At 42.7% G+C, this 14,590-nt stretch carries 17 protein-coding genes and 1 pseudogene; 13 read left to right on the forward strand and 5 right to left on the reverse strand.

Features of this window, described 5'->3' with window-relative positions:
- Positions 1–78: 78 nt before the first annotated feature.
- From CXF58_RS06110 to CXF58_RS06120, 3 genes are read left to right on the forward strand one after another with little or no spacing between them, the layout of a single operon-like run.
- Positions 79–294 carry a hypothetical protein gene (locus CXF58_RS06110; protein WP_011959964.1) on the forward strand — a complete coding sequence of 72 codons (216 nt, stop codon included), beginning with the start codon at positions 79–81 and terminating at the stop codon, positions 292–294.
- A gap of 11 nt (positions 295–305) precedes the next feature.
- Entirely contained in the window at positions 306–1,502 is a 1,197-nt protein-coding gene (locus tag CXF58_RS06115) for a site-specific integrase (protein WP_102076904.1), read from the forward strand.
- Positions 1,499–1,789 (forward strand): hypothetical protein, encoded by a 291-nt coding sequence (locus CXF58_RS06120; protein WP_102076905.1) that lies wholly within the window; start codon positions 1,499–1,501, stop codon positions 1,787–1,789. Before CXF58_RS06115 ends, CXF58_RS06120 begins: the two co-directional genes overlap by 4 nt.
- 848 nt (positions 1,790–2,637) lie before the next feature.
- Here the strand turns inward: CXF58_RS06120 and CXF58_RS14230 are convergent.
- Positions 2,638–2,739, reverse strand: a pseudogene (locus CXF58_RS14230) (transposase); the annotation flags it as partial.
- Positions 2,740–2,802: 63 nt separating this feature from the next.
- Between CXF58_RS14230 and CXF58_RS06135 the strand changes: the two are divergent.
- The gene (locus CXF58_RS06135; RefSeq protein WP_011959968.1) at positions 2,803–3,069 is read left to right on the forward strand and encodes a serpin family protein; all 267 of its coding nucleotides are present in this window, start codon (positions 2,803–2,805) and stop codon (positions 3,067–3,069) included.
- A 383-nt stretch (positions 3,070–3,452) separates the two neighbouring features.
- Here the strand turns inward: CXF58_RS06135 and CXF58_RS06140 are convergent, their stop codons facing one another.
- Positions 3,453–4,574, reverse strand: coding sequence for a ferredoxin reductase family protein (locus CXF58_RS06140; RefSeq protein ID WP_264673177.1), 1,122 nt, complete (start codon positions 4,572–4,574; stop codon positions 3,453–3,455).
- Between CXF58_RS06140 and CXF58_RS14035 the strand changes: the two genes are divergently transcribed.
- The 4 genes from CXF58_RS14035 (at position 4,558) to CXF58_RS06155 (ending at position 7,860) form a co-directional block, all read left to right on the forward strand.
- Positions 4,558–4,806 (forward strand): hypothetical protein, encoded by a 249-nt coding sequence (locus CXF58_RS14035; protein WP_227501914.1) that lies wholly within the window; start codon positions 4,558–4,560, stop codon positions 4,804–4,806. The genes CXF58_RS06140 and CXF58_RS14035 overlap by 17 nt on opposite strands.
- A gap of 226 nt (positions 4,807–5,032) precedes the next feature.
- Complete coding sequence (locus CXF58_RS06145; RefSeq protein ID WP_020444589.1) at positions 5,033–5,638, forward strand: cytochrome b/b6 domain-containing protein; 606 nt, start codon at positions 5,033–5,035, stop codon at positions 5,636–5,638.
- Between the two features lie 19 nt (positions 5,639–5,657).
- Positions 5,658–6,332, forward strand: coding sequence for a response regulator (locus tag CXF58_RS06150; RefSeq protein ID WP_020444568.1), 675 nt, complete (start codon positions 5,658–5,660; stop codon positions 6,330–6,332).
- Positions 6,333–6,396: 64 nt separating this feature from the next.
- Positions 6,397–7,860 (forward strand): ATP-binding protein, encoded by a 1,464-nt coding sequence (locus CXF58_RS06155; RefSeq protein WP_011959972.1) that lies wholly within the window; start codon positions 6,397–6,399, stop codon positions 7,858–7,860.
- 450 nt (positions 7,861–8,310) lie between these two features.
- Here CXF58_RS06155 and CXF58_RS14235 read toward each other — a convergent pair whose 3' ends face one another.
- Entirely contained in the window at positions 8,311–8,457 is a 147-nt protein-coding gene (locus CXF58_RS14235) for a pilus assembly protein TadG-related protein (RefSeq protein WP_372862388.1), read from the reverse strand.
- Between the two features lie 85 nt (positions 8,458–8,542).
- Here CXF58_RS14235 and CXF58_RS06165 point away from each other — a divergent pair, with 85 nt between their 5' ends.
- From CXF58_RS06165 to CXF58_RS06180, 4 genes are all read left to right on the forward strand, one after another.
- Positions 8,543–8,857, forward strand: coding sequence for a hypothetical protein (locus tag CXF58_RS06165; RefSeq protein ID WP_020444569.1), 315 nt, complete (start codon positions 8,543–8,545; stop codon positions 8,855–8,857).
- A gap of 67 nt (positions 8,858–8,924) precedes the next feature.
- Positions 8,925–9,995 carry an FAD:protein FMN transferase gene (locus CXF58_RS06170; RefSeq protein WP_227501911.1) on the forward strand — a complete coding sequence of 357 codons (1,071 nt, stop codon included), beginning with the start codon at positions 8,925–8,927 and terminating at the stop codon, positions 9,993–9,995.
- Positions 9,996–10,058: 63 nt separating this feature from the next.
- Positions 10,059–10,742, forward strand: coding sequence for a ferric reductase-like transmembrane domain-containing protein (locus CXF58_RS06175; RefSeq protein WP_011959976.1), 684 nt, complete (start codon positions 10,059–10,061; stop codon positions 10,740–10,742).
- An 81-nt stretch (positions 10,743–10,823) separates the two neighbouring features.
- Positions 10,824–11,525, forward strand: coding sequence for a VIT1/CCC1 transporter family protein (locus CXF58_RS06180; RefSeq protein ID WP_011959977.1), 702 nt, complete (start codon positions 10,824–10,826; stop codon positions 11,523–11,525).
- Positions 11,526–11,886: 361 nt separating this feature from the next.
- On the opposite strand, the gene CXF58_RS06185 is transcribed toward CXF58_RS06180, so the two are convergent.
- Positions 11,887–12,717 carry a cation efflux transmembrane domain-containing protein gene (locus tag CXF58_RS06185; RefSeq protein ID WP_011959978.1) on the reverse strand — a complete coding sequence of 277 codons (831 nt, stop codon included), beginning with the start codon at positions 12,715–12,717 and terminating at the stop codon, positions 11,887–11,889.
- 78 nt (positions 12,718–12,795) lie between these two features.
- Here CXF58_RS06185 and CXF58_RS06190 point away from each other — a divergent pair, with 78 nt between their 5' ends.
- Positions 12,796–13,497, forward strand: coding sequence for an IS1-like element ISPssp2 family transposase (locus tag CXF58_RS06190; RefSeq protein WP_011959554.1), 702 nt, complete (start codon positions 12,796–12,798; stop codon positions 13,495–13,497).
- A 157-nt stretch (positions 13,498–13,654) separates the two neighbouring features.
- Here CXF58_RS06190 and CXF58_RS06195 read toward each other — a convergent pair.
- The coding region (locus CXF58_RS06195; RefSeq protein WP_102076907.1) for a calcium/sodium antiporter at positions 13,655–14,590 on the reverse strand (936 nt) is incomplete at its 5' end.

Genomic DNA, 14,590 nt, shown 5'->3' on the forward strand with positions numbered 1-14,590 from the left:
TACTTTGTTGTTTTATAGAAGTACATTAATGTTCGATAGACTCGTAAAGTAGCTTAATTAACTTACAAGGAATCTATTATGTCACATACTTACCTGACAACCCAAGAGCTTTCTGAGCGTATCAAATACAATCCGCGCACGATCCGTAATGAGCTTAAGGATAGCGTACTTATTGAAGGCATTCATTACATACGTCCTTTTGGTGGTCGCAAGATTTTATACGTTTGGGAAGAAATTGAAAAAGACATGCGTACTGGTATCACCGGTAGCATCAACGCCATGGCATTGCAATAAGGAGAAATATGATGGCTAGCATTAGAAGCAGAAATAAGAGGCTTATAGTCGATTTTTATTATATGGGCAAACGCTGTCGGGAGACGACAAACCTGATAGATACTCCGGCAAATCGTAAAAAGCTTGAAAGTATTATTTTGAATATGGAAGCCGAAATTAGGTTAGGTATTTTTAATTATGCTAAATACTTTCCGAAAAGTGATAAGGCTGCAGAAATGGTGGCTTTGAACGATCGTAAGGAATGCATTAATACCAACGTTCCTTCCTTCAAGCAGTTCGCAACACTGTGGTTTTCTGAAAAGGAAATTGAGTGGCGCGATACTTACAAGCGCAAAATACAGGAGATTATTGATATGTATTTGCTTCCTGAGTTTGGTACTAAAGCCATTCATGTCATAAAAAAGACAGATGTATTAGCCTTCCGTTCATCGCTCGCCAAAGTAACGTACGGAAAAGCTAACAAACATCTGTCAGCGGCACGCATCAATTCGATAATGGTACCTTTGGGTATGATACTAAAAGAAGCCGCTAAACGCTATAAGTTTGATAACCCTTATTATGATATCAAGGCACTCAAACAGCCTAAAACTGATATTCAGCCTCTCACATTGGAGGAGGTTTGGACGTTTATTAATGGCGTGAGGGAGGATTATCGCCATTATTATCTGGTGCGCTTTTTTACAGGTATGCGTACGAGTGAGATTGATGGGCTGACATGGGACAACGTTGATTTCAATCGTCGTGAGATTGTCATTAAGCAGGCGTTAGTCAAAGGCAAGATTGTCCCTCCTAAAACACAGGAGTCTTATCGAGCCATTCAAATGTCTCCATGGGTCTATGAGGCTCTGAAAGAGCAGCAAGAAATCTCCTATAGGCGTTCGGATTATGTGTTTTGCTCACATACGGGTGAGCCATTGGATTATAACAATGTGAATAAGCGTATTTGGCATCCCACACTTAAAGTTTTACGGTTGAAGAAGCGCAACGCCTATCAAACACGCCATACTGCAGCGACTTTATGGTTGGCGGCAGGTGAGAGTCCTGAGTGGATAGCCAGTCAAATGGGCCATTCGACGACTAAGATGTTATTTAATACTTATAGTCGCTATGTACCAAATATGACACGCCAAGATGGTAGTGCTTTTGAGGCGCTCGTAAATCGAAGCCAGATTACTCAAGCATCTACTGACAAGGAGACGTCAAAATGAAAATTATTGATTACGACAAGCTATTTGCCGAGTTTAAACCTAATGGCTATGTCAGTGAGGATGCAAATACTATCGCCAATATGCTGATTTATGATCTATGTATTCAACCTGGCTCTAATCTAGCGCGCTTTTTAGGAGTTAAGCCTTGCTTTGACAATCATATGGCGATGCGTATATGGGTACAGAAGCGCTTGGATGTGAGTCTTGGATATGTGGTTGAAGATATGTGTAGTCAGCTACAGAGCGAGCTTTACGAGCTACTCCCACAGTCTGGTTATGGCTACTAACGAGGAGAATATTATGAGTGTTAACTTTGTGTTCGACTCAAGCCTAGATGATGTAGCAAAGCGTTTGTGCTATCAGTATTGGTCATACGTATCACCCAATGACTATCTCGCTCATCTAAAGATACTTTGCTACGATTACAATATAAGGTCTGATGAGTTGTTTGCTACGCTTGCAAAATGCCAGGTTTATTTGGGTGATATACATTGCGAGTATTGCGGTCGTCCTTATCAACTCGATGTGCCAGCAGATATCCCCCATGCAAGACAACATAAATCTTGGTTTTGTGATGGATGCATCAGTTTTTCTGGGGGACAGCTTACGGTTAGTAGGTAGGTATTTGATAATACTTGATAACCAGATAGCCTAGGCTGTCTGGTTTTTTATTGTTTGTTATTTTTTTCTATGTCAAAAGCTTAGTGTTTAATCAGTCTTTTTGCGAGACTTCTAAGTCACCTATGCGGTGATGAAGTAGCCACGCCAGCGGGTGTAAACTTCACTCTATTTCTAAGTCACCTATGCGGTGATGAAGAGTCTTATGATAATGATTAAATATCTCTTCGTTTTCTAAGTCACCTATGCGGTGATGAAGACAATGCCCTGCGCTTGCTTATCGCCGTACTTTTTCTAAGTCACCTATGCGGTGATGAAGCAAGCAACCACGAAGAGAAGTTAGAAAACACATTTCTAAGTCACCTATGCGTTATATCTAGTAGATAGTATATAAATAATGTATAAGGTATATAGAGTAAGGTTTGGTAGGAGAAAAATTTTTTATATATATAATATATACTATATAAAATACATGTTGGTTCAAGAAATTTTGCATAATTTATAATTTGATCTATAAGGATTGCATGAGTTGCTTCTGAAAGTCTTTGATATCATCGAAGCTGTTAATGCTGCTAGCCATTTGCTCAGCCAGTTTCTTGATGTCAGATTGGTTAGTCATTGCTTATTCTCCTGTTAGTGGATTATAAGCAGTTACACACTTTTTAGGAAAGGCTCGGCCAATATGGGAATGCCCATCGCTTTTGATAGTCGTGCTAACTACAGCTTGTTCAATGACAAGCTACCGTTAAAAGTAGATTCTGTTATCCATAAAGCGGTGGTTGAAGTTGACGAAAAAGGCACGGTTGCCGCAGCAGCAACGGGGATTGGTGTACAACTTGTTATGGCGACTCATAAAGCCGAAATTACAGCCGACCATCCCTTTATGTTTATGATTAAAGACAATAAAACCGATGCTATATTGTTCTTAGGGCAGGTAAATAAACTTTAGTAGGAAACAGCTCAATAAGGGTATGCCTATTGTGAACCAATCAGGCGCTCTAACTGGTTCGGTTCCCTAGTGAGGACTTGAATATTCGGTTGTACGCTATTGTTATCATCACTCCTAGTTATTTATAGTAGCTCCGTGTACACAGTAGTGTCCTTTTTAACATGAAATGGCGGTATATCCATTTCATGTTAAGTCACTGTAGACCATTAAGTATAAGACGGCCTTTAAACCACCAGGCTCCTGATCAACGTTCGATGACTTAAATTAATCTGTATACCATTGTCGTTCGCCTACTTAGCACTAGCACCGATGACTTTATGACTTGAGCCAGCGTGCCATTTGTCTTATTGGGTTTGTGTTAAGCACGGCAAATTGTACGTGTTCTAGCGAAAATCAAAAAACTCATAATGAATATTTTTGGCAGGAATACCATTTTCTTTCATTAACTCTTGTACTTTTCCTAAAAGCCCTTTTGGACCGCAAAAACTAATCTGAATCTGCTTTGGATTAACTTCACTGGCGACTTGCCGAATGGTTTCAGCCATGGCATTACTGCCACTTGGGTTGGCTACGAAATCTACTCCAGACTGTTCTGTCATCTCCTGCATACGCTCAACACTTGGAAAAACACGCGCAGGATCGAAGCAATATATCAGAGTGGCACGTTCAAAATGACCGATAGTTTTATCCTCTTGCCAAGAAATAAAGGGAGAGATTCCTACTCCGGCACCAATCCAGATTTCACGCTCTGCATTTGATATACGTTTAAAATTACCATGAGGCGCATAAATATCAGCCAACATACCCACTTTGGCTTGTTCATTTAGCTTTTTTGTATAATCACCCAATGCTCGAATCACAAAATGGATGTGTCCAGTATCAGAAGGTGCGTTAGCTATGGTAAAAGGATGCGGCTCGTGCAAACCTGGTTCTTTAAGAGAGATAAAGGCAAATTGACCAGCCTTAAATTGAAACCCTTTACGGACTGGCTCAAACTCCAAGTGTACCGCCGCTTTGCCCTGGGATATAGCGACTAACTTATACTCTCCGGCTTTGGCAATGAATGGGTACAATATCATCTTGTACAATGCTGCAATCACGCCTACAGAACAAAGTAGTGCTAACCAAATACCTGCTGGACTAGTCAGTGTGATGGGAGACTCAAAGCTCAGCCAATGTAGTATAACGATTAAAAAAAGTGGGCCTGAGAACTTATGCAACCAACGCCAGTTGCCATACGGGATTTTGCGATTCAGCGCCAGTAGTATAATCAGACCTAACGCGACAAGGCTGAGTTGACGCATCAAACGCGTCCAATATTTGGACAACTCCAAAATGGGCGCAAGATCCCAAGCGTCTAGCTTGGCTTTGAAGACAAAATGATAGACAGCGAAAATAAGTGCCCATATAGCAATCCACTTATGCGCTTCATAAACCCTGTCCAGACCGCCAAAGAGCCTTTCAATACCGTGCCAACGGCTAGCGAGTATGCATGAGCTTGCCATGCACGCTAAAGCCGAAGCACCCATTATCAAACTGACTGTTGCTGATGTGATCCACGTTTCAGAGGAAATTTGCATGAGTACAGTGATTGAAGTGATCAGTACGACACTACCGATCACTTGCCATGACTTTAAAGCCATAAGAATCTCCCGAAAAATTATTTTATTGCCGTTAAGAAAGCTTGATTTAACAAGTAGGTATTTATTGAGAAGTATGGCTAATAATACAGCCTGATTCTTAAATAATTCTTAAGTGGTGTATATGGCACGACGTAGGCTACCGGTTCGCTGCACAATGATTTACCTGTTTTAACGTCCTAAGCTCACCTTAAGATTTGTTTGTTGTAATAGCGATAAGGCAGATGATGTGATATCTCGTCTGCTTACGATATCTTGCTGATTTTCAGTGTTTAGCAGCGGGTGTTGTCAATAAACAAACAAATGATTAAGGAGTGACAACCATGAGCCAAAAAGACATCATTAATTGGGACGACTCTTCTGCACATGTACCGAACATGCCTAAAGCGAGGCAAGTAAAAGTTTGGGACCTATTAGTAAGAGTGACTCATTGGACAGTCGCAGCTGGTATTATTGCTAATCTGTTTTTTACCGAAGATGGTGGTGAGTGGCATGAGTATGTCGGCTATACCGTTTTGGGACTGGTGGTCATACGTTTACTTTGGGGTCTGGTTGGCACGCGCTATGCACGCTTTACTGGCTTTTTCCCCACACCAAAACGACTCAAACGGCATGTATCAGATTTAAGCGTTCGACGCGTTGATGAGCAGAATCTTGGTCATAACCCCTTGGCCGCACTGATGATGTTATCGTTATGGGCTGTGACTATAGGGTTAGGACTAACCGGTTATCTGATGGAAGCAGGGCTGTTTGGTGATAAAGAGGTGCTTGAAGAGATTCATGAGTTATTAGCAAACAGCTTATATCTACTGGTTCCTCTACATATCATCGCAGCGATTGCCATGAGTTACTGGCAACGCCAAAACCTCATTAAATCAATGATAACGGGCAAAAAAACGGTGACAGACAAGCCGACTACTATGAAATAAGTCAAGCGATGGAGCACTTATGGCACGCATATTATTGATAGAAGACGACAGCACCATCGCTGATGGAATTGTCCTTGGCTTAAAAAGTCATGGCATGATGGTGGATTGGTTTGGTGATGCCAAGCAAGGTGAGATGGCGCTGCAAGATGGCATGTTTGATGCGGTACTGCTGGATTTGACCTTGCCAAAAGGTGATGGCATGACCGTCCTAAAAAACTGGCGGGAAAAACACATAGATACGCCAGTATTGATTATCACCGCTCGCGATGCGATTGCCAATCGTGTGGCAGGACTCAATGCCGGCGCTGATGATTATTTGGTGAAGCCATTTGCATTAGATGAGGTGATTGCCCGTCTACAAGCATTGATGAGACGCAGCCAAGGTCGGTGTCAACCTGAAGTCCGTTATGGCGAAGTGGCCTATCAGCCTCAGAATCAGCAAGTCTCTTATCAAGGCAAAATGGTAGAATTAACCATCAAAGAAGTGGCAATCTTAGAGCAAATGCTGACCCACCCTAAGCAAATCCACAGCCGCGCAAGCTTAGAAGACAAGCTATATGGGTGGCAACAAGATATCGAAAGCAATGCCATTGAAGTACACATTCATCATTTACGTAAAAAACTGGGCAATGATTTTATCTTGACCAAACGCGGTATTGGCTACTATCTCAATCCAGTCCATAACCACCATTAACCACCGTTAGGCATTCAACGGTCTGTTTTTGGTGCCTCCACTTTGTCTGCTACTTGGTGAGCCTATGAAAAGTATTCAGCAACGGCTATTAACATCGCTACTGATTGGTTTACCTTTGCTGTGGGTGCTTACCTCAAGCTTTATTGCGTGGAAGCTTTGGCACGAAATCAATGAGATGAATGACACCCAAATCACTCAAGTTGCCCGTTATTTAATAGGGGTCGCCCCCAAAGAAGAGGACGATAAAGACCATCATAGGCAAAGGGATGATAACAAAAAGCACACGCCCAAAATCTATGCGTTAAAAAGTAAGCAGCTATCAGGTGATCTTGGTGAGGCTGAGGATGACTATATGGGCTTTGCCATTTGGGATAAAAAAGGCCGTCTATTAATGGCTGATGAAAATGGTCAATCATTTGCTTTTTTGCCAGACCAGCATGGGTTTTTAGAAGAGCATGATTCTGCCTATCAGCGCCTCAACCCTTTTAGTAAGCGCTGGCGTTTATTTTACGTCCATGATGATCATGACTATGAAGGTCGGGTCATTGCCGTCGGACAGAACCTCAAATCTCGCCGAGAGATGATTACTGATGCCATGTCCGTGCAAGTGCTGCCGATGTTGATTGGGCTATTTGCATTTATGGGTTTGGTGGTGTGGCTGATCCGGCGGGGGTTTATGCCGTTAACTCAGATTAGTAGTGCGCTTGAACAGCGTCAACCGCAAGATGATAGCCCCATCACAGCGGACGTGCCCAAAGAGATCCAACCGTTAGTGAGCGCCTTAAATGTCTTGTTTGTAAAAGTCGCGGATACCCTAGCACGTGAGCAGCGCTTTACCGCCGATGCCTCACATGAGCTTAGAAGCCCGCTTGCGGCGTTAAAGCTACAAGCTGATTTGTTACAGCAGCAGATATTGCAGTTATCTGGCGTAGAAGACGATAATCAGCTGTTCTATCATGCCCAAAACATTAGCAATGGCATTGAGCGGGCCACTCATTTGGTCGATCAACTGCTGATTTTAGCCAAAATAGAACCGCAACAACAATTACCTCCTGAGCAATTAGAAAGTCCGGATTGGTTGATGCTAACGGATATTGTACTCAGTGATGTCAATCGGCTGGCTCGTGAAAAGCACATGCAATTAAAACGCACTGTGAACTGTGACAATCCTGCTGATATTCTACCCATCCTTATCAATCCAATTTTATTCAAACTGCTCATCCGTAACCTGTTGGACAATGCCATTCGCTATTGTCCCGAGGGCGCTTTGATTGAACTTCAGCTCGACACCAATGCTATTAGAGTGGTCGATAATGGCAGTGGCGTCGAGCCAGAACAACTGACGCGCTTAAGCGAGCGCTTTTATCGCCCAGCAGGTCAAAGCCAATTAGGTAGCGGTCTTGGGCTATCCATTGCCAATCGAATAGCAGAGCTGCACGGTCTGACGTTAGAGTTTGCTAACCGCTCTCAACCAGAAACTGGCTTTATCGTCACGATAAGACATAAAAAAGCGATATCAAGCATCTGATAAAACGATAAAAATTAATCGGCGTGGGCTTAAGGTTGAGTTAATATTTACCCCGTATGCTAGTTGTATTCCCTAATAATATAGACGGAGTACAATCTTATGAGCCTACCTCTATTAAAACCCTTATTATTGACTGTTGGTGCAACCTCATTAGTGTTTTTTGGTGGCGTTATCGCCTTATCTGTCCAGTCGCCCAGCGCTGATGACGCACTATCAGCTGCGAATGCCATGAGTCAAAATACTGACATTACCTCTATATCCTCTGATTTATCGTCCTTTAAAGCCGTGGCAAACCCTCTCACGCAATCCCCATTTGCCAATCCATCACCTCTGGCGGCACTCACAGCCACGCAAGCAACTGCGCTTGCGCAGCAAGACGCGCCCAATTCAGTATTGCAGGCTTCACCCGAGCTCGTCAATTATAACGGCACCGTCGCTTATGAGGTGCTATTAGACAGCGGCGCTACTTATATTGATGCCAGTGTCGGCACTGTACTGAATCCGGTTGCGACCAATGACTATCGTGCTGAGAGATTTGACGATGACGATTATGAAGATAAGCACCACGATGATGATAAACGTAAAGAGGATAAACATCGCAAAGCACACGATAAAAAATACTATAAAGAGAATGATCGCCTAATCGCCATGAGCTATCAGCAACATGATGAGGAGGAATACGATGACTAATACCAAATCACATTCGACACCAGCCGTCAAAAAAACGGCTAAAAAAGCAGATCCTTTTGCCGCTCTTAAAAGCAGCATTATGATGGTCTCGATTGCAGGTACTATGGCAGGATGGCTGGTACTACTCAATCAAGAACAAAAAACTGCCCCTGTGAGCACTGCCATTATAAGCACTGCTGTTGCTGAGTCTGATGAAAGGGCAGTCACGCCAACGCCCATCGCTGATATCAATCAATTGCGACAGGTCAATGCAGTCGCACCTGTTGAGGTAATAAGGGTTGTCGCTCGTACGCGATCTTCTCAATAAATAAGAAAAACCACAGATTATTTAGTTTGAATGTTTAGTCAAGGGAGGGCTTTGAATGCACACAAATATGTCCAATCAAACAACACCGCAACTGGCAACGATTAAACTGTTTGCCATGGGTTGTCACATTCAAATTAGCTTAAATACCACAAGACTGAGCGCGCAACCTTCACAAATGAGAATAGACCAACAAGTCGCTTTTTTGACAAACGATATTCAGCAGCGCTTAGCTGACTGGGAACATATCTTCAGTCGTTTTGATGACAGCAGTGAGCTTATGAGACTGAATAACCGTGGCGACCAATGGTCTGAGGTGAGTTCAGAATTATTTGAGGTGTTGCAGCGTGCCATTCACTTTGTCTCAAAGACTCAAGGCTTAGTAACACCAACGTTATTGCACCCTCTATGGGACGCAGGCTATAAGCATTCATTTGAGACCTTGCCCAAAATGTCTGTGCCATCATTACCTGTTACTAGCGTAAGCACCCCTACAAACGTGCAAGACACGACAAGTGCTAACCATGCCAATCAGCAGATAGAAGGTATTCAGCTTCGCCAGTTAGCTGACAGACAACATCAAGTATATCTGCCAGCTGGCATGGCACTGGATTTGAATGGATATGTCAAAGGGTGGTGCGCCATGCAGTTGGCGGAAAATATTAGCCGAGTTCATGACTGGCATATTCCCTGCTTAGTCGATATGGGTGGGGATATCGCGATTGGTGTTCCAAAAAACCCAACAGATAAACCGGTGTCTTGGGGAGTGGCTGTTGCCAAGCCGTATTTTGCCAATAGTGAGCACGTTCACAATGATGAAGATGTGGCGATCCTCAAGCTCAGCTCTGGGGCTGTCGCCACATCTGGGCAAGATTATCGTCGCTGGTTGCACGACGGCCGCTGGCAACATCATTTGATCCATCCGCATGACTTGCGTCCAGTAACAAGTGACGTCCTAACTGCAACGGTACTGGCGAAAGATGCGATGACGGCGGAGGTATACGCCAAATACTGCGTGCTTCTTGGTGTTAAAGCAGCCGTGGCGTGGCTCAACAAACACCATATTGCGGCGTTGTTAATAGATAGGGATAACAAAGTGATGGTGACTTCTGCCATGCGTCCAAACCTGCTTGCTAGTTAATTTATCACGCGACATGCGCTAGATATCAATACATTAAGTAAAGCCATTCATAGGAGCATAGTCATGCATACAGACCATCCTACCAGCAGTCATACTGCTTCCAATACTAATGTTCTCACTCAGGCTCTATGGGTTGGCTTAACGTTAAGCATTGCTATCGGAGTTGGTGGTTATGCGTCGTTAACTTGGGGAGAGACGGTATCTCAGCTACTGACCAGCACAGATAAACACTTTTGGTATTTATCACGGGCAAGCGGTGTTATCGCTTATACGTTATTTTGGTTGGCAGTCATTTTTGGCTTGTTGTTAAGCACTCGTTTAGGCAAGCGCTTTAATGCAGCGCGGGTATTTGTCTTACATCAGTATCTAAGCCTGATTGCCGTAGGCTTTGCCGCGTTTCATGCTGGTATCTTATTAGCAGATAATTTCTTAAATCTGAACTTATGGCAGGTGCTAATGCCTTTTGGTTTTCAGACTGAGCGTGTGGGCGTGGCCTTGGGGCAGTTGGGGTTTTGGTTCTTATTTATCTGTGCGTTTAGTTTTTATATTAAGCAGTATATTGGTCAATCAGCATGGCGCTGGCTACACTTTTTGACCTTTATGGCGTATATGTTCATCAGTATTCATGTGTTTATGGTGGGCTCAGACAGTCGCGCGCTGCCTTTGTTATTATTTTATGCCGGCAGTCAAACAATAGTCTTTTTACTAATAACCTATCGAATAATCGCTTTAAAGCAAGCAAGGTAACTATGTGGAAATTGGTGTGTCATTATAGGCTACACTGACATATTCTAATTTATGTCTAAATCGTTTGAGGGTATCTATGCTATGCATCATTCTATTCACGACGAAGCTCATCTAAGCAATCGCAATCATTGGCTTAGGGCAGCAGTACTTGGTGCCAATGATGGACTGATTTCAACCGCGAGTCTATTAGTCGGTGTCGCTGCAGCAAGTGCAAATAGTCAAACACTGCTATTGACAGGGATGGCCGCGTTAACCGCAGGTGCTCTATCGATGGCAGCTGGTGAGTATATTTCAGTATCGTCTCAAGCTGATACCGAAAAAGCGGATCTGGATAAAGAGTTGCATGAACTGACTCATAATGCTGAGCGCGAGCTATTTGAGCTCACCAAAATTTATGAGAAACGTGGACTGGATCATGTCTTAGCGCATCAAGTTGCCATAGCTTTGACTGAGCATGATGCACTAGAGGCGCATGCCCGAGATGAGATTGGTTTGACAGATCTGAGTCAAGCTAAGCCGATTCATGCGTCAGTTGCTTCTGGATTGTCATTCATTGCGGGCGCCATATTACCGATTATTGGTATTTTACTTTTGCCAGCACAAACACTGGTTTGGTCACTCGCGACTTTAACGATAGTAGGCTTAGCGCTACTTGGCATAATATCAGCGCGCTTGGGCGGTGCCCCTGTTATTCCTGCTACGTCTAGAGTTGTGATATGGGGTGTGCTCGCTATGGTCGCAACATCATTGATTGGTCGGTTGTTTGGGGTGGCAGCATTATAGGGGCCTCATAAAACTGGTCAGTAAATAAGGGTATACCCCAAAGGAACCAGCTATTTCACCCTTTAAACCTATTAACAGACTACTCAAAATAGACTGTTAATATGGAACTATCTATAACAGGCTTTTGAATTATGGGACTGGTCGCCGCGCTTTTGCCCTATCATTAGCCTATAGTGTGATGTGCATTTCACTATTTTATCAATTTCTCAGCCTGTTTTTTTCCCAGCCTACTTTTTGAACCACCACCTGCTCGAGGTCTCATATCCTTATGATGTTTGTTTCCTTCAAACCTAGCTACTTTACACTTAGCGGTTTGATTAAGCTACTTACTTGGGCTATTTGCTTGAGCTACTAGGCTCAGCTATTTACTTAACTTTAGTATTCTAAAGGCGCCTTGAATAACTAAAGCAAATACGATGCTCCCAATAATTAAATCAGGGGTACTCGAGTTTAACCAATTCACCAGAACACCTGCAACAATCACCCCTAAATTGATAATCACATCGTTTGAAGTGAAAATCATACTGGCTTTCATATGAGCCTCTTCTTTACTCTTCGATTTTTGCAATATATAAAGGCAGATTGAGTTTGCAATCAGAGCAAGAATCGATATAACAATCATGGTAGAAAAGTCAGGTAACTGCTCATTGCCAAAGAAACGTCTTATTACTTCTAAAAAGCCGAGAATCGCTAGCGTGATTTGAAAATATCCAGCAATTCTAGCAATACGTTTTTTCTTTACAACCGTTCCACCAACAGCAAACAAGCTGATTCCGTACACGAAGCTATCTGCTAACATGTCTAAGCTGTCGGCAACCAATCCCATTGAACGAGAAATCAGCCCAGTGCTCATTTCGATAATAAAGAAGGCAAAGTTAATAACCAGCACTATCCACAGTAGCTTACGTTGCTCCGCGTCTTTTTCATGATTAGCGTTAGTTTTGACTTCGATATTATCATTTGAATTAGAGGGGTCAATAGTTTCGGTTGAAAGTAGGGTGTCGCCTAAATTTAGGTCATGAATAGCATGCTGTATATTTTCAACATTACCATGATGAAATACGGTTAATTGACGATTAGGAATGTCGAATTCAAGATATTCAATATCCGAATTGCCATCTAGCTTCATTCGGATTAGGTTCTCTTCCGAAGGGCAGTCCATTTTCGATATTTTAAAAGTTGTTTTATTCATAAAGGTATCTGAATCCGGGTGGTGGTTCAAAAAGTAGGCTGGGAAAAAAACAGGCTGAGAAATTGATAAAATAGTGAAATGCACATCACACTATACATCAAATGCCCAGCCTGTCTAAGTGACAATATAAAGAAAAATGGCTTCAAAAGCTATGGTAAACAAAACTATAAATGCAAAGACTGCAAACGGCAGTTTATTGGAGACCATGCCTTAACGTACCAAGGATGTCACTCCCAAAAAGATAGCAAAATACGATATCTTATGGTTCGAGGCAGTGGCATAAAAGACATCGCTTGCGTTGAGAGAATCAGCAAAGGCAAAGTACTAGCCACCCTAAAAAAGTGTCACTACCCAATAACCCCCAAGCAAAGGCAATACGACTGTCTTGAAATTGATGAGCTTTGGACATTCGTAGGTAAAAAAACCAACAAACAATGGCTAATTTATGCCTATCACCGTGACACAGGTGAAATTGTTGCCTATGTGTGGGGAAAACGAGACCTTAACACTGTCAAAAAGCTTAAAGCTAAGCTGAAAGCCCTAGGCGTAAGTTGTGCTAGAATCGCTAGTGATACCTGGGATAGCTTTGTTACTGGTTTTAAGGGCTTTACCCAAGTCATTGGCAAGTTTTTCACGGTCGGCATTGAAGGTAATAATTGCACTATCAGACATCGAGTAAGGCGAGCATTTAGGCGAAGTTGTAACTTTTCTAAAAAACTGGAAAATCACTTTAAAGCCTTTGATTTAGCTTTCTTTTACATCAATCATGGGTATGTTTAATTTAGCCTACTTTTTGAACCACCACCAAGTAAATCAGCCTCCGATAAAGTCGGGGCGGTTCAATTTGAAGATGCCTAGGTAATTACATGAAAGTCTATGACGAATTATTAGAAACTGTAAACTGTCGAATCAAACGTATGTGATTATTAGTAACTTGCTACATACTGACCGTCTGAATTAACCAGACAGTATAGCCGACGAAAAATAGTACTAAGGTGGTGCCAGAAGTACGACCGAATGCACGCTTGGTTTTAAATGCAAATAGGCACATCGCAAACAGTAGTAAGGTTAAGAGACCCATCGCTAATATATCACGCGACAGAATAATGCTACTCGGAGTAATAGGCGCAATGAGTGCTGCTACACCTACGACTCCTAAAGTATTAAAAACGTTAGAGCCTATAATATTACCCAAAGCCATATCATGCTCGCCTTTACGTGCGGCCGACAAGCTCGCAACTAATTCAGGCAGTGACGTACCGATAGCGACGATAGTGAGACCAATGATAAGCTCACTCAAGCCCCATAAAGTAGCAAGTTCGATAGCGCCCCAAACGATAGCGCGCGAGCTTAGTATTAATACGAGCAAACCAAGAAACAACCTACCTAAACCTTGCGCCATACTGTGTTCAGCTTTTGCAGTTTCTTCTACAGTATCGCCTTCATGTTCGTGGTTGCCTTCACGCAGGCTCAAGATGATTTGTATGCCTAAGACAACGACTAGAAGTACTATTAATACTATACCGTCGGTATTACTTAAGACGCCATCGCTTAATTGCCAAGCAGCTACTGCCGTCACCAACAGTAGTAAGGGCATATCACGATTGATAATACTTTTTCGGATAATAATTGGACTTATCAATACCGTTGCGCCTAATACTAAGGCGATATTAACAATGTTAGAACCATAAGCATTACCCAATGCTAGCTCAGGGCTACCTTCTAAAGCAGCTAACATGGACACTATCATCTCTGGTGCTGAAGTACCTAAACCTAGAATGATGACACCAATCAAAAAACTGGGTACATTCAACTTATTAGCTAAAGCGACGGCACCATCAATAAAAACATCAGCACTCCATACCAAAATTGC

The organism is Psychrobacter sp. Sarcosine-02u-2, assembly GCF_002836335.1.
Lineage (GTDB): Bacteria > Pseudomonadota > Gammaproteobacteria > Pseudomonadales > Moraxellaceae > Psychrobacter > Psychrobacter faecalis.

Coding starts and splice junctions, on each gene's coding strand:
- CXF58_RS06115 (WP_102076904.1), top strand. CDS start 306: ATGGCTAGCATTAGAAGCAGAAATAAGAGGCTTATAGTCGATTTTTAT.
- CXF58_RS14235 (WP_372862388.1), bottom strand. CDS start 8,457: ATGTTTATCCTCTTTACGTTTATCATCATCGTGGTGCTTATCTTCATA.
- CXF58_RS06140 (WP_264673177.1), bottom strand. CDS start 4,574: ATGGCAAGCTCATGCATACTCGCTAGCCGTTGGCACGGTATTGAAAGG.
- CXF58_RS06165 (WP_020444569.1), top strand. CDS start 8,543: ATGACTAATACCAAATCACATTCGACACCAGCCGTCAAAAAAACGGCT.
- CXF58_RS06110 (WP_011959964.1), top strand. CDS start 79: ATGTCACATACTTACCTGACAACCCAAGAGCTTTCTGAGCGTATCAAA.
- CXF58_RS14035 (WP_227501914.1), top strand. CDS start 4,558: ATGCATGAGCTTGCCATGCACGCTAAAGCCGAAGCACCCATTATCAAA.
- CXF58_RS06120 (WP_102076905.1), top strand. CDS start 1,499: ATGAAAATTATTGATTACGACAAGCTATTTGCCGAGTTTAAACCTAAT.
- CXF58_RS06190 (WP_011959554.1), top strand. CDS start 12,796: ATGCACATCACACTATACATCAAATGCCCAGCCTGTCTAAGTGACAAT.
- CXF58_RS06150 (WP_020444568.1), top strand. CDS start 5,658: ATGGCACGCATATTATTGATAGAAGACGACAGCACCATCGCTGATGGA.
- CXF58_RS06170 (WP_227501911.1), top strand. CDS start 8,925: ATGTCCAATCAAACAACACCGCAACTGGCAACGATTAAACTGTTTGCC.
- CXF58_RS06155 (WP_011959972.1), top strand. CDS start 6,397: ATGAAAAGTATTCAGCAACGGCTATTAACATCGCTACTGATTGGTTTA.
- CXF58_RS06180 (WP_011959977.1), top strand. CDS start 10,824: ATGCATCATTCTATTCACGACGAAGCTCATCTAAGCAATCGCAATCAT.
- CXF58_RS06185 (WP_011959978.1), bottom strand. CDS start 12,717: ATGAATAAAACAACTTTTAAAATATCGAAAATGGACTGCCCTTCGGAA.
- CXF58_RS06175 (WP_011959976.1), top strand. CDS start 10,059: ATGCATACAGACCATCCTACCAGCAGTCATACTGCTTCCAATACTAAT.
- CXF58_RS06145 (WP_020444589.1), top strand. CDS start 5,033: ATGAGCCAAAAAGACATCATTAATTGGGACGACTCTTCTGCACATGTA.
- CXF58_RS06135 (WP_011959968.1), top strand. CDS start 2,803: ATGGGAATGCCCATCGCTTTTGATAGTCGTGCTAACTACAGCTTGTTC.